Source organism: Methylomonas sp. 2BW1-5-20 (assembly GCF_052474515.1).
In genome coordinates, this window is sequence record NZ_CP184127.1 from 2,525,763 (window position 1) to 2,538,953 (window position 13,191).

Below are 13,191 nucleotides of genomic sequence, written 5' to 3' on the forward strand. Positions count from 1 at the left end.
GGTCTGGCGGGGTTCCCCATCGTTTCCAGATCATTCCAATAAATAAATCACATCGATCAAGATCCTGATTTATAAGGTGTTGCGGCCGACCGAACGCCGCGACTGTTTCTTCCCACCCTATTAACTCAACCTGATAACCAAGTACATCCGCCCACGACTCGTTAAATTAGTTCACCACTTCTCGAATAGCTTTCCGCTCGTCCTGGAGATCGCCTGGCGACGCCAGAAATGCGCGAATGATTTTCCGTGTACTAGACATATTTTTTACCGATATTCGAGACTAAATTGGAAACCACTTAAAGAATAGATTCAATTAGCCAAGACTTAAATTAAAGTCCGCTATGATATTGCAACCAGACTTTCAAGATAAGTGCTTATACGTCTGCTCAGGGTCGGTTTTACTCCTTCAATTCTGACAGAGCAAGTTCGGCCATGACGGGTTGATCGTGAATTTGTTTCAATGGCTGTAAACCAGCTAAAAACTATCCATAATGACCAAATAAGGAGTTTATCTCGTTCCCACGCGCCGCGTTGGAACCCTGGGCTTGACCGCGCGCGGCGGTCATTATCACTATGTGCCAAACGCGATAACGTGCGCTAAATCCCGGTGACCAATAGGATGCTGCCGTTGGGGCATCGTTCGCGACTGTTGCTCCTCTTCGCTGGCTCGGCACAACCCATGGATGCGCATCTTATTGCGCTCGTAAGTTAAGAACCTGTTCCTCAACCCGCTACGGATCATTTTTCACCAGCCAATTTTAGAACGGTGGCGCTTAAATCAGGGCTGAGGTAAACATCCGATTGCTCGATTTGTCCGAACAATGGTGCAACGTCCGGGACTAAGCCTTTGGCTTTGGCGGCAAGCAAGATGCCCAGCGAGCCGATGACGTCGATTTGGTTGATCTTTGCCACTTTGCGGCCTCGCCGGTCATCGATCAATCATTTGTCTGCCGACAGTTGCTTGTAAAGCACCATCGCCTCGGTTTCTCCAGCGTCGGCAAAGGCATCCAAAAACACGTCATTGCGTAAATCGACTTGATGTACCTTGCCCTGCAAAAATTGTTTGAGGGCTTGTGCCTCAAATGGTGGTTGACTGCTTTGAACCCGTCCAAATCGATAAACATGCGCGCCCAAGTACTGAAACCATCGCGATTAAGGGCTAAATCGCACTACGATCAACTTTACCGTTACCAGCAGCGCCCTATGTCAACTTCGCCTTGCAGCGCTTATTGCCGTTCAACCTGATCAGCCCCGGCTGCTGCCCTGCAAACACCAAGGAAACAAAAGCTTCCGGAAACTGGTGCTCAGCAAGCAATGCACTGTTATTCGCCTGCTGAAATTCATAGCTGTCCGCTAAGCCATAGACCGGACTTCACCCCGAAAAACCATTTACGAATAAAGGCCTTAGAGAATTAACCGGCCCCGCGCATCCGCCATTGTCAAGCCTGCGGCAAATCTGGCACGGCTCGTGCAACGCTAGAACGCAGCAGCATTAACCAAAGCCGATTTACAGCAATAAACGCCCGCCTACTTGGCGCGGAACAGCAAGGAATACGGCGTTTTTACTTATGAAATGGGGAACATCGTAATGAGCAGTCCTTTAGCCACTTTTAATAAATTTGCACCGGCGGGCGCTCCCGCGGACTGGGAGCCGGCTGACGTCGTTTCGCTGAAACCGTCCGCCGGCATTCTGCCCGAGGCCGCCACACCGTCGCGTCTAGCGGTCGCGTTGGGAGATTTTAAATACGTCAGCGAAACACGCGATCACAAACTGGTCGATTATCTATTGATTGGGGTATTGACGATCTTTATCCACAACACGGTGATCGATCATTTTAGCGGGGCGGCTTTTAATCAGGAAATCGCCGAACCGATCAAACCGGAGACCAAAATCCAAATCACGCTAACTCGGCCGCAACCGAAGCCGGTTCCGCCGCCACCGCCACAAGTTAAACCGCAACCGCCCAAACCCAAGGTCGTGCCGTTAAAGCCGCCCAAAATCCAGCCCGTGCCAAAAGTCGTGGAGGAAGCGCCGGCGCCGGTCGCCGGACCCGTGGTCGAAAACGCGCCACCGGCTCCACCCGCGCCCCCTGCACCGGTCGTTGAAGAAAAAATCACCGAACCGGTCGCCGATGCAGCTTACCTGCACAACCCGCTGCCCGAATATCCGGAGATGGCTCAGGAACGCGGCTGGGAAGGCAAAGTGGTGATGAAGGTACACGTTCTGCCCGACGGCACCACCGATAGCGTTACCGTCAGCAAATCCAGCGGCCAGAAAGTCCTGGACGATGCTGCCGTCAAAGCCGTTCTTAAGTGGTCCTTCGTACCGGCCAAACGCGGCGATACGCCGATTGCCCGCTACACCACGGTTCCATTCACTTTTAAATTGTAATTATTTTTTGAGGATCAAAAATGTCTGATATCGCAACCAACGTCATCGTCGATGGCACTCTGAACACCTTAATCGCCGCTTCGGTCGTGACCTGGGGCTTAATCCTGATTAAAGGCGTGCAACACATTCGCATTTCGTATCACAACCGCCGCTACAACAAGGAGTTTTGGAGCGCGCCCAATATCCAGGCGGCGGCTCATCTGGAGAATCAGGACGGCCCGGCCGCCAGGGTAGCCGGCATCGGTTTTTCGACATTAATCGAAACCGACGGCGGCGCCTCTACTCACGACTTGGAGCACACCTGGGACAGACAGGAATTGCTGGACAGACGTTTGCGTCAACAAATGCAAAAAGAACGCGGCTCGCTTGAAAGCGGTTTGGCGGTGTTGGCGACCATCGGCAGTATTTCCCCATTCGTCGGTCTGTTCGGTACCGTGTGGGGCATCATGGGTGCCTTGACCAATATCAGCAAAACCGGTTCGGCCAGTTTGGAAGTGGTCGCCGGTCCTATTGGTGAAGCGTTGATTGCTACGGCAGTGGGTATTGCAGTCGCGGTACCGGCGGTAGTGGGTTACAACTTTTTCATCCGCCGCAATAAAGTGGTTTGGGCATTCCTGGACGACTTTGCCATCGATTTCGTGCACTTGGCCCTGAAAAGCTCGTTCATCATCGAACGTGCAGGCAGCAAACCGGCAGCGGCGGCAGCTTCCGCACGTTTGACCGATGTCAGCGGCGGCAAAAAATCCAGCATCAAAGACACCCATGAAGAATTAATCGCGAAAGAGGCGCATGCATAATGGCATTCAATACTAAAGACGACGGCGGCGATGACGTAATGGGCGAAATCAACGTTACGCCCCTAGTGGACGTGATGTTGGTGCTGCTGGTGGTGTTTATCGTCACCGCCCCCTTGTTAACCCAGGCCGTACACGTCAATCTGCCGAAAACCGCGGAAACCGCGCCGCCGGACGACAAAGCGGCCTCTTACTTGAGTGTCGATGCCCAGGGCAAAATCTATATCGATAAACAAGAGTTTCCGTTGGAAATTATCGAAGGCGAGTTGAAAAACCGCCTGGCAGCCAATCCGGAGTTCGCGCTGAATTTGAACGCGGACGACGCGGTGCAATACGGCATCGTCGCCAAGGTGATGTCATCCATCGAACGAGCCGGCGTGACCAAGTTGTCGGTTCTGACAGTACCGCAATAAACCTTGGTCTAGCCGGGTAACAGCGTTGCCCGGCTAGACCACCGTGGCGCCATGCACTGCGGTACAAGCTCAACCGGAATAACACAATGCGGCAAAACCAAGGATGCGGAGATTTCGCGTCCGGGTTTTGTTTGCGTTTACACATACACTTTTTCAGGAGACAGCCAAGATGGCGCGCAAAACCGCTCAAGACTTTCATCCGGAAGCCTTACAAGCTTTTGATAAATATGTACACGGCGATATTTCCCGTCGGGATTTTTTATCGTCGGTACCCAAATACGCCTTATTCGGTCTAACCGCGGAAGCCTTGCTGGAAGCGTTGAACCCGCGCTTCGCCGAAGCGCAGCAAATCGCCGACAACGATCCGCGCATCAAGGCTACTTACGTCGAATACCCCTCGCCCCACGGTAACGGCAAGATTCGCGGTTACTTGGTGCAACCGGCCAAAGCGGCCGGCAAACTGCCCGTGGTGCTGGTGATCCACGAAAACCGGGGTTTGAATCCACATATTCAGGATATTGCCCGTCGTCTGGCCTTGGATAATTTCATCGCCTTCGCACCGGATGCCCTGTTTACCTTGGGCGGTTATCCGGGCGATGAAGACAAAGCCCGTGAATTGTTCCAAAAACTGGACAAAGAGAAAACCCAGGCCGATTTCCTGGCGGCAGCCCAAGCCATTAAAAAATTGCCGCAGAGTAACGGCAAGCTCGGCGCGGTAGGCTTTTGCTACGGCGGCGGCATCGTCAACTTCCTGGCGACCCGTCTGCCCGATCTGGCGACTGGCGTGCCGTTCTACGGCGCACAACCCGCCGCCGATCAGGCCGCAAAAATCAAAGCACCATTGCTGATCCATTACGCCGGGGTCGACGACCGCATCAATGCCGGCTGGCCGGCTTATGAAGCCGCATTGCAAAAAGCCGGCGTCAATTACGAAGCCCACACCTACCCAGGCGTACAGCACGGTTTTAACAACGACACCACTCCGCGCTACGACGCCGCCACCGCCAAACTGGCCTGGGACAGAACCATCAGTTTCTTCAACGCTTATCTGCGCGACAGCTAAACCGCCGGGAGGATTTCAATGAAAGTGGAAGTGCATATTTGGGATTGGCCATTACGACTGTTTCACTGGTTGCTGGTAGTAGCCGTGGTCGGCGCTTACGCCACCGGCAAACTGGGCGGCAATCTGACCGACTGGCATGCCCGCTTCGGCAGTTTGATTCTGGGCCTATTGGTATTCAGATTGATCTGGGGCTTTATCGGTACCACCCACGCCCGTTTTGCCAATTTCTTTCCGACCTTTTCCCGGCTAGCGGAATACGTCAAAGGCGAATGGCAAGGCGTTGGCCATAATCCGGCCGGCGCGATAGCGATTATCGCCTTACTGGCGGTATTGAGCTTTCTGGCCGTCACCGGTTTATTCGCCAACGACGATATTGCCTTCGAAGGCCCATTGTTTCATGCCATCGATAAAGAGCTCAGCGACAAATTGAGCGGCTGGCATATTTTTGCGGTGAATATCCTGCTGGGCTTGGTAGCGGTGCATGTCACCGCCATTGTTCTTTACCAACGCCTGAAAAAAACCAATCTGGTCGGGGCAATGCTGACCGGCAAAAAACAATTGCCCAGATCCTTGGCGCCCTCCCCGATCAAACCGGTCGGTCCGATCCGTTTCGCGATTACGCTATTGATCGCGGTATCGGTGGTCTGGGGGGTATGGAGCGGCGGTTTTGCGAATTATCTGGCGCCGTTAGCCAGCTTCCAATCGGCTTCGGCCAATCCTAAATCCTAAACGTTACTTTTTCTACAACACCACAAGGAGTTAACCCCATGAAATTGAAACTGATAATCGCACTGGCGCTGGGCGCTGTCACATCGGCGGCCGTGGCCGGCGAAGTGGAAGACCAGATCCGCTTCCGCCAATCCGCCTATTCGTTCCTGGGCTGGAATACCGCGAAAATCAAAGCACAGGCAGCCGACCATCCGGAAACCTTTAATAAGGACCAGGTAATCGCAGCCGCCAATGCCGTTGCTGCCACCGCCAACTCCGGTCTGCTCAGCCTTTACGGCCCAGGCACCGACAAAGGCACCGGCTGGAAAGCGACCCGCCTGAAACCCGAATTTTTCGAGAAACAGGATGAAGTAAAAGAAATCGAAGCGACATTCATCAAGGAAGCCAACGAATTGCAAAAAGTGGCGGCCAACGGCGATGTAGCCGAGATTAAAGCCCAATTCGGCAAAGTCGGCGCGTCTTGCAAAAGCTGCCACGATTTGATTCGGGTTCGCGAATAATCCGTGCGCTTGTCTGATTAGTCCGAGGCGCTGGAACGCCGCGTCCGGTAGCACATCCGACAAGCTTGCTTGGCATCTCGCCTTCGCGAATAAAGCATCAACCGAACCGTTCGGTTGATGCTTTTTTTATGGCTTGCGTTACAGTAGCGGTTTGAGATGGCGCCCGTTCAGCGTCTTATCTTATTCAATTCACTCTGCGGAAGCTCATCGTATGAAGCTCTTGTTATGCCTTGCTTGCCTATTGTTCTCGCGCCAAGTTACGGCGGAGGACCAGTCGATTGCACTATTGTTTGCGCGGGCGGGCGTGACCGGCACCATGGTGATCGAATCCTTGCGCACCGGACGGACTTTTACGCATAACGATAGCCGCGCCGCCCAACGCTTTTCCAGCGCCTCGACATTCAAGATATTCAATACGCTTATCTCGCTGCAAGAGCGGGCGATACTGGGAAAAGACGATCTGATCGTATGGGATGGCAAGATCCACGAGGGCTATGCCGATTGGAACCACGATCAGACCTTGGCCAGTGCCTTTAAAGTGTCCTGCGTCTGGTGCTACCAGGAATTGGCACGGCGGGTTGGCGCGGACAAATACCGCCAATATATTCGCGATGCCGGCTACGGCGAGTTAACAGAACCGTTTGCTCTGACCACCTTTTGGCTGGACGGGGCGTTGACGATTAGTGCGCAAGAGCAAATAGCATTCTTGAAAAAAGTCTATAGGCGCACGCTACCCTTTAGTTCGGCGAACTATGACACGCTAAGGGAAATCATGCTGGTGGAAAACACCCCCACTTACACGCTGCGGGCTAAAACCGGCTGGGCCGGATCGACTCAGCAAATCGGCTGGTATGTAGGTTATGTCGAAACGGAAGAAGATGTTTGGTTTTTCGCGACGAATCTGGATATCGGCAACAATGCTAATCTGCCGCTACGCCAGGAGCTGACGCGGCAAGCCTTGCAAGGTGCCGGCATTCTGCATTGATGCGGACCAGCCTTTTTTAGGCAGCATGGCGGCCGGGGCAGTTTAAACCTGCAGCCCAACAATTCCTCATGGACTCCGCCTAATGCACGCCGCCTTGCTTATGCCGGATCTACTGGTAAATTCCGGGTGCAGCTAAGTTGGTCCTTTATAAACGTTCCACCCTCGAATGGGTGATGTTTAGCCCAGGTTCCCTTGCACTGTGCATAGCTAACGGTTTCGATAAAGCCACAGTTGCGAGGGAACTTTTTTTACCTTATATGCAGTCGAGGGTTGCCATGGCGTCATATAACAATTCACCGCCTTCAGATAACGACTGGCAAGGCAATGCACACTTTGCTGAAGGTCTGCCAAAACACGGCGGCGGACAAATTAATTTCCATCGCAGACAGCGGCAAATGAGCCTGGCACACGAGTTTATTTTATTTTACGACGGCCATTGCCCGATTTGCCGACGCGAAGTGGCGTGGCTGGCTTCGCGAAATAAACAGGGCAAACTGGTTCTGCAAGACATTCATCAGGCTGAATTCGACCCTGCTTTATACGGCAAATCGTTGGACGAGTTGATGGCGGAGATTCACGGCGTGTATGCCGATGGCCGACTGATCAAGGGCGTGGAAGTGTTCTGCGCCGCTTATAGTGCCGTAGGTTTGGAATGGCTGGTCGCACCCATGCGCTGGCCCTGGCTTGCGCCGCTATTCGATAGTCTGTACGCTCGGTTTGCCAGTCACCGCCTGCGCCTTGGCGGCCTGATGGGCGCTAAGGGCTGTCGGGACGCCGGTTGTCGTCTTCGCTCGAACCGTTAAACACAGGCGTTCCGCATCAAAGCCCTTAACCAAGAAAAAACCGTTAGCGCGTCCCGTGAGTTTGATTCCGACCAGCGCACACTGCCATTACGCCCAATTTCTCGGCTCAATTTCCCGGCTGCAAACTAATCTCCACTTCCCGCTGCCGGCCGTCTCTTACCACTTTTAACTTCACCACATCGCCGACTTCCTGGTCGTCCAAACGCGCAAACAACTGCTGCAAGGAATCCACTTCTTTTCCATTCAGCGCCACGATAATATCGCCCGCCGTAATTCCCTCCTCGGATATGCTCACCCCAACCAAGCCAGCCTTTTCCGCCGCGGAACCCGGCTGCACCCGCAATACCGCAACGCCAGCAGTACCGGTCAGCTCGGTTAAGCGTTCGTTGACCTGTTGGTCTATTTCGATACCCAGGGCCGGGCGGATATATTTGCCGTTTTTGATTAACTCCGGCACCACTCTCATTACCGTATCCACCGGCACCGCGAAGCCAATCCCGGCCGACGCGCCGCTGGGACTGTAGATAGCGGTATTGATACCGATCAAACGCCCGGCCGAATCCAGCAACGGGCCGCCGGAGTTGCCGGGATTGATTGCCGCGTCAGTCTGAATCAAATGTTCGACGGAAGGCCCGTCCTCGCCGGCCAACGAACGGTCAAGCGCGGAAACGATGCCGTTCGTCAAGGTCCAGTCCAAGCCAAACGGGTTGCCGATGGCATAAACCTTTTGCCCGACCTTCAAATCGTGACTGGTACCGACCGGCACCGGCGGTGGCCGCTTGAAACCCACGCCTATTTTCAGAACCGCAATATCATGTTCTCGACTCGCCCCCACCAGTGCGGCTTTGTAGTCGCGGCCGTCGGCAAGCTTAACGGTCGCGGCATTCGCACCCGCGATCACATGAAAGTTGGTAACCACATGCCCGGCTTCGTCCCAGATGAAGCCGGAACCGGTCCCCTTGGGCACCGAAAACACGTTGCGGGTCCAGGCATCGCGAACCAGGGCAGCCGTGCTGATATAGACCACGGAATCTCGGGATTTTTCGAACAATTCGATGGTGTTCTTTTCGTCGGCTGCCAAATCGCCGCGCGCGGTGACTGTTCTTATCTGCGGCGCACTCGGCGAATTCCAAGACTCAAGCCATGGCAAGGCCTTCCAAAGCAACATCAAAGCGCCGACTACCGCACCAAGCGCGACGACTCGTTTAATAAAAGGATCTGATAGATTGCGTTTAGGTTCGATCTGCATAATGACTCACCTGAAATAGATTGCTTGAGTGGAGGCTCCATATGCGGTTGGCACGAGAGCCGGGTGCTCCTGATGCAAACCGTAACATAGGGTTAAATGCGTTGTTTTTCAATGGCCGGCTATAGGATTCGGCAAACGAAACGCGCACGGCTTTGTCATGTTTCTGTCATCTACGCACTCTAAACTGGCTACACATTTTAGAGTTAACCGAAGGTATCGTTATGCTAACCTGGATTAAACAACAGGCCGTTTCCGGCTTTGCGGCCACCGCTATCGACGATGAAGAACTGCACCTTGAATTAGTACTTCCGGTCGAAATGCAACAATTTTTGTCGGGCAAAAACGACGCATTCCATAAAACCAAACCCGGCTGCAACTTGGACCGCGGGCAGTTATTGCTGGACGAACATGAGTTAGCGCTAGGCTAAGACATTAACCAATCCGCAGACAATCCGCTTTATTCGAGTATTTCTGACGTCCCGGCGCGCCGGCGTGATAGACTATGTCTCGAACGTTCATAGTCACTATGTAATTCCCCAAGCTCCCGGATAGCCGCACCAATCGCATTTTCGGTAGTGTGCTACTCCCGCATTTTTTCCCATCGAGACCCTTAATGCCATTTTCCAATCTCGGTTTATCCGAGGCTTTATTAAAAGCTATTGCCGATTCCGGCTACACCACGCCAACGCCGATCCAACATAAAGCCATCCCGGCAGTGTTGACCGGACGCGATTTATTAGCCGCCGCCCAAACCGGCACCGGCAAAACCGCCGGTTTTACCTTACCGATTTTGCACCGTTTGGCGCAGACCAGCCAGGGGCGCAATCGCCCGGTGCGCGCACTGATCCTGACTCCCACTCGCGAGCTGGCCGCACAAGTCGCGGAATCCGTCGCCAAATACGGTGCGCATCAACAGCCGCGTTTAAAATCCGAAGTGGTTTTCGGCGGCGTAAAAATCAATCCGCAGATGATGCGTTTACGCGGCGGCGTGGATATTCTCACGGCCACACCGGGACGTTTATTGGACCTGGTCAGTCAAAACGCCGTAAAGCTGGATAAGGTGGAGATGTTGGTACTGGACGAAGCCGACCGCATGCTGGACATGGGCTTTATCAAAGACATCCGGAAAATTCTGGCGCTGCTGCCGAAAAAACGGCAGAACCTGTTGTTTTCGGCGACTTTTTCCGCCGACATCCGCAAACTGACCGGCGATCTGCTGGTGAACCCGGTAAAAATCGAAGTAGCCGTGGAAAACGCCGCCGCCGATACCATAGACCAACGGGTGTATACGGTCAGCAAAACCGCGAAAACCGCCTTGTTGACGCATCTGGTGAAAACCAAGGACTGGCAACAAGTGCTGGTGTTTACCAGCACCAAACATGGCGCCAACAAACTCACCGAAAAACTCAACACCGCGCATATTAAAGCTGCGGCGATACATGGCAACAAAAGCCAGGGCGCCCGAACCAGCGCGCTGGCCGGTTTTAAATCCGGTGAAATCCGGGTGTTGGTAGCAACCGACGTCGCTGCGCGCGGCATCGATATTGCCCAATTGCCGCATGTAGTTAATTTCGAATTGCCGCGTTCCTCAGCGGATTACGTGCACAGAATCGGCCGAACCGGCCGCGCCGGCCAAAACGGCCAAGCGGTCTCGCTGGTATCGCAAGACGAATATCAAGCTCTGCGTCTGGTGGAAAAATTGATAGGTATCCAAATTCCGCGCGAACAGATCGACGGCTTCGCGGCGGCGTAAAACAACTGCTGTTTGCGGTTTAGCGATCCACCACACCGGATTGCGCACTCAGCAACTGCCCTTAACTCGAAACTCCGAGTTATGGACGATCTTCTCAACGGTTTACCCTTGAGAAGATCGTCCACATCAGCCTCAACACTGGCCCGACAAACGCCTATACGACCAGTGTCTAGCGGCATTGCCAAGGCAGTATCCGCCCCACTTTCTAATGTAATAGACACTAAAATCAGCGCCCGTCCTTGCTTGTCGAATTTCGACTGGTACATTCCGATTCGCAGTGCATTAATTTCATTATTTCCTGTTAACGCTCCCGCGGCCTCAACCAAGCAATCGAGCGCATCGTTGCAGAGACTGCGGGAGCGTTTTTAACCGTTCATGACCAAGCAGGGTATTATGCCGCTCATTCGCCAACCGCCACCGCCACGCCCCGGCTGGAATTACCAAAGCTATTTTTTAGCGCAACTGCAGAAGCACAAGCAGTCCGGGACCGAACCGACTTCCCGAATCAAGGGCTAACCCGACCGCGTGACAGTTAATTTGGCTGCTGCCTCAGTGGATTCCGCTGCCGGAAACGCATCGATACTCAATTCTTTATATTGTCATGGAGAAATCGATTGAAATGAATTTCGTTGTGGGTAAGATGCTTCCGCTAAACGATTCTCGGAAACCGATATGAACGAATGCGCCATTTCCTGCCACTTGCAAGATTACCTGGAAATTGCCTGCTTGTATGGCTACCGGGTTAAACTGTCGCTGAACGGCGGCGAACAAGTCGAAGGCAAAGCGCTAGACCTCCAGACCATAGACAAACGCGAATATTTGCTGATTGAAGGCAAAACGCCGCACAGGATCGAATTGAATCAGTTAAAAGAACTGCAGGTGCTCACGTCAAACGCCAAATTTACCGAAGTTAATTTCTAGGATTGTCGCTTGCTGCGACATCCGGCCGTAACCCTGCCTCATCCACTGCCACCCCACACCCTTATGTTAGAAATATACTTAGATAGCGCCGATTTAGCGGGTATCGCCAAATTATCCCCTGCCCTGCCCCTGGCCGGCGTAACCACCAATCCCTCTATACTCGCAACGGGTGGTATCGGCTTAACCCCACTATTGACGGCGCTGACTGAAATCTTAGGCCCGCTGGGCCGTTACCACGTCCAGGTAGTCTCTAACACCATCGATGGCATCGTTGCCGAAGCACACGAACTCAATGCCTTACCGTTTGATATTGTCGTGAAAATCCCGGCTCATAGTGCCGGATTGACCGCAATCAAACAACTCAAAGCAAAGTCTATTCCGGTGTTGGCAACGGCAATTTATAATGTGCAACAAGGCATGATGGCCGCTTTAAACGGCGCGGATTACCTCGCCCCTTATCTAAACCGTATCGACAATCTTGGGTGCGATGGCGTTGGCGTGATTAGCGATCTGCAAACATTCATCAACCAATACCGACTGCCTAGTAAACTTTTGGTCGCGAGTTTCAAAAACGTCAATCAGGTTTTGCAGGTGTTAAAGCTCGGAGTGTCGGCGGTAACCTTGCCTTTGGACATAGCCCAGCAGATTCTGACGACGCCTCATACCGACATGGCCGTGGAAAAGTTCAGCCAGGACTGGCATGCGGTTTTTGCTAATAAGCTATCGTCTGAAACATGAGCTATTCCGCTAGCCCAATCACGCTGCTACCTCATTAAGGCGTTCTCGCTGACCCCTGCTATTTCACACTACTTACCCCGATAAGCCGCGAGCGTAGCTTGAATCTTTCCGGACAGAGCGTCTATGCCATGCCTGGTTATTTGCGGATGATTGCCTTTCAACTCGATGTCGTAACGCGCCACTGCTGCCTGCTTTTTCACGTCGATCAGATACACCCACAGATACGAAAACAAGAAGCTGGGCTTGCTGTGCTGACTGACCAAAATCCAATCCGCGCCTTGCTGGCGGCCCAACTGCGCAGCCAGATCGTGAAATCGAAACAGATAACCGAAGCCGGCGTTGGCGGCTTTCTGACTGTCGGTATCGACAGCAGCAATTCGATAAACGCCGGACTGAGCCAGAGCCTCCATCAATAAAGGCGCCATGGTAGACGTACGCCTTAATTCCGCCGGCGTATTCGGCATCGACGTAATGTCGTTCAACTCGAAATTCAATACCGCTATCCGCGTTTCGGCACCGGCAGAGGCACCGAATAAAATCGCCAAAACCAACATAGCTGCGGTGGATTTAACAATATTCATGCCGCCTCCTCTGCCAAGCTTAAAATCCGCAAGGTACCGATGCTGTTACCGATGACCAAACAAACACTGATTGCTGGCATCCACCAATGTAAAACTTCGATGTCCGCTATCCCCGCACGAACCCGCGCAACCGTTATCGGCATGGCTATACTCACTTTCACTGATTTAAGCATCACATAAACTCCGGATTTAGCTGTTTAAGAAGACATCAGCGTAAACTCCCGGCAGCCAAAGGTAAGCCGAAAATAGCCCGGCGAACTCGGGCAAATT

17 protein-coding genes and 1 pseudogene are annotated in these 13,191 nt (G+C 53.2%); 12 read left to right on the forward strand and 6 right to left on the reverse strand.

What is annotated here, in order from left to right; translation table 11 throughout:
* Positions 1–16: 16 nt before the first annotated feature.
* The 3 genes and pseudogenes from ACH50O_RS11420 to ACH50O_RS11430 all read right to left on the reverse strand — a co-directional run.
* Positions 17–121: pseudogene (locus ACH50O_RS11420) on the reverse strand (hypothetical protein); the annotation flags it as partial.
* Positions 122–738: 617 nt separating this feature from the next.
* Entirely contained in the window at positions 739–912 is a 174-nt protein-coding gene (locus ACH50O_RS11425; RefSeq protein ID WP_446807920.1) for a DUF3368 domain-containing protein, read from the reverse strand.
* A 27-nt stretch (positions 913–939) separates the two neighbouring features.
* Positions 940–1,134 carry a hypothetical protein gene (locus tag ACH50O_RS11430; protein WP_446807921.1) on the reverse strand — a complete coding sequence of 65 codons (195 nt, stop codon included), beginning with the start codon at positions 1,132–1,134 and terminating at the stop codon, positions 940–942.
* A gap of 454 nt (positions 1,135–1,588) precedes the next feature.
* On the opposite strand from ACH50O_RS11430, the gene ACH50O_RS11435 reads away from it, so the two are divergent.
* The 8 genes from ACH50O_RS11435 (at position 1,589) to ACH50O_RS11470 (ending at position 7,679) form a co-directional block, all read left to right on the forward strand.
* Positions 1,589–2,392 (forward strand): energy transducer TonB, encoded by an 804-nt coding sequence (locus ACH50O_RS11435; protein ID WP_446807922.1) that lies wholly within the window; start codon positions 1,589–1,591, stop codon positions 2,390–2,392.
* Between the two features lie 20 nt (positions 2,393–2,412).
* Entirely contained in the window at positions 2,413–3,189 is a 777-nt protein-coding gene (locus ACH50O_RS11440) for a MotA/TolQ/ExbB proton channel family protein (RefSeq protein WP_446807923.1), read from the forward strand.
* Positions 3,189–3,599: an ExbD/TolR family protein gene (locus ACH50O_RS11445; RefSeq protein WP_020481617.1), complete on the forward strand. Its 411-nt coding sequence runs from the start codon at positions 3,189–3,191 to the stop codon at positions 3,597–3,599. The genes ACH50O_RS11440 and ACH50O_RS11445 overlap by 1 nt, the downstream gene beginning before the upstream one ends.
* A 169-nt stretch (positions 3,600–3,768) precedes the next feature.
* On the forward strand, positions 3,769–4,662 hold the full coding sequence (locus ACH50O_RS11450; protein WP_446807924.1) for a dienelactone hydrolase family protein: 894 nt from the start codon (positions 3,769–3,771) through the stop codon (positions 4,660–4,662).
* 18 nt (positions 4,663–4,680) lie between these two features.
* Positions 4,681–5,391, forward strand: a complete 711-nt coding sequence (locus tag ACH50O_RS11455; RefSeq protein ID WP_446807925.1) for a cytochrome b/b6 domain-containing protein — start codon at positions 4,681–4,683, stop codon at positions 5,389–5,391.
* Positions 5,392–5,429: 38 nt separating this feature from the next.
* Complete coding sequence (locus tag ACH50O_RS11460; RefSeq protein ID WP_446807926.1) at positions 5,430–5,891, forward strand: c-type cytochrome; 462 nt, start codon at positions 5,430–5,432, stop codon at positions 5,889–5,891.
* Between the two features lie 211 nt (positions 5,892–6,102).
* Positions 6,103–6,876, forward strand: a complete 774-nt coding sequence (gene blaOXA / locus ACH50O_RS11465; protein ID WP_446807927.1) for a class D beta-lactamase — start codon at positions 6,103–6,105, stop codon at positions 6,874–6,876.
* Positions 6,877–7,151: 275 nt separating this feature from the next.
* Entirely contained in the window at positions 7,152–7,679 is a 528-nt protein-coding gene (locus tag ACH50O_RS11470) for a thiol-disulfide oxidoreductase DCC family protein (RefSeq protein ID WP_446807928.1), read from the forward strand.
* 106 nt (positions 7,680–7,785) lie between these two features.
* On the opposite strand, the gene ACH50O_RS11475 is transcribed toward ACH50O_RS11470, so the two are convergent.
* A complete protein-coding gene (locus ACH50O_RS11475; RefSeq protein WP_446807929.1) occupies positions 7,786–8,928 on the reverse strand; it encodes a S1C family serine protease in 1,143 nt (380 codons plus the stop codon).
* Positions 8,929–9,149: 221 nt separating this feature from the next.
* Between ACH50O_RS11475 and ACH50O_RS11480 the strand changes: the two genes are divergently transcribed.
* From ACH50O_RS11480 to ACH50O_RS11495, 4 genes are all read left to right on the forward strand, one after another.
* Positions 9,150–9,356, forward strand: a complete 207-nt coding sequence (locus ACH50O_RS11480) for a hypothetical protein (RefSeq protein WP_446807930.1) — start codon at positions 9,150–9,152, stop codon at positions 9,354–9,356.
* A gap of 185 nt (positions 9,357–9,541) precedes the next feature.
* Positions 9,542–10,681 carry a DEAD/DEAH box helicase gene (locus ACH50O_RS11485; protein ID WP_446807931.1) on the forward strand — a complete coding sequence of 380 codons (1,140 nt, stop codon included), beginning with the start codon at positions 9,542–9,544 and terminating at the stop codon, positions 10,679–10,681.
* 672 nt (positions 10,682–11,353) lie between these two features.
* Positions 11,354–11,602 carry a Rho-binding antiterminator gene (locus ACH50O_RS11490; protein WP_446807932.1) on the forward strand — a complete coding sequence of 83 codons (249 nt, stop codon included), beginning with the start codon at positions 11,354–11,356 and terminating at the stop codon, positions 11,600–11,602.
* 63 nt (positions 11,603–11,665) lie between these two features.
* Positions 11,666–12,340 (forward strand): transaldolase family protein, encoded by a 675-nt coding sequence (locus ACH50O_RS11495; protein ID WP_446807933.1) that lies wholly within the window; start codon positions 11,666–11,668, stop codon positions 12,338–12,340.
* 68 nt (positions 12,341–12,408) lie between these two features.
* On the opposite strand, the gene ACH50O_RS11500 is transcribed toward ACH50O_RS11495, so the two are convergent.
* Together ACH50O_RS11500 and ACH50O_RS11505 are read right to left on the reverse strand one after the other, a co-directional pair.
* Entirely contained in the window at positions 12,409–12,921 is a 513-nt protein-coding gene (locus tag ACH50O_RS11500; protein WP_446807934.1) for a DUF2380 domain-containing protein, read from the reverse strand.
* Positions 12,918–13,094, reverse strand: coding sequence for a hypothetical protein (locus ACH50O_RS11505; protein WP_446807935.1), 177 nt, complete (start codon positions 13,092–13,094; stop codon positions 12,918–12,920). The genes ACH50O_RS11500 and ACH50O_RS11505 overlap by 4 nt, the downstream gene beginning before the upstream one ends.
* Positions 13,095–13,191: the final 97 nt, after the last annotated feature.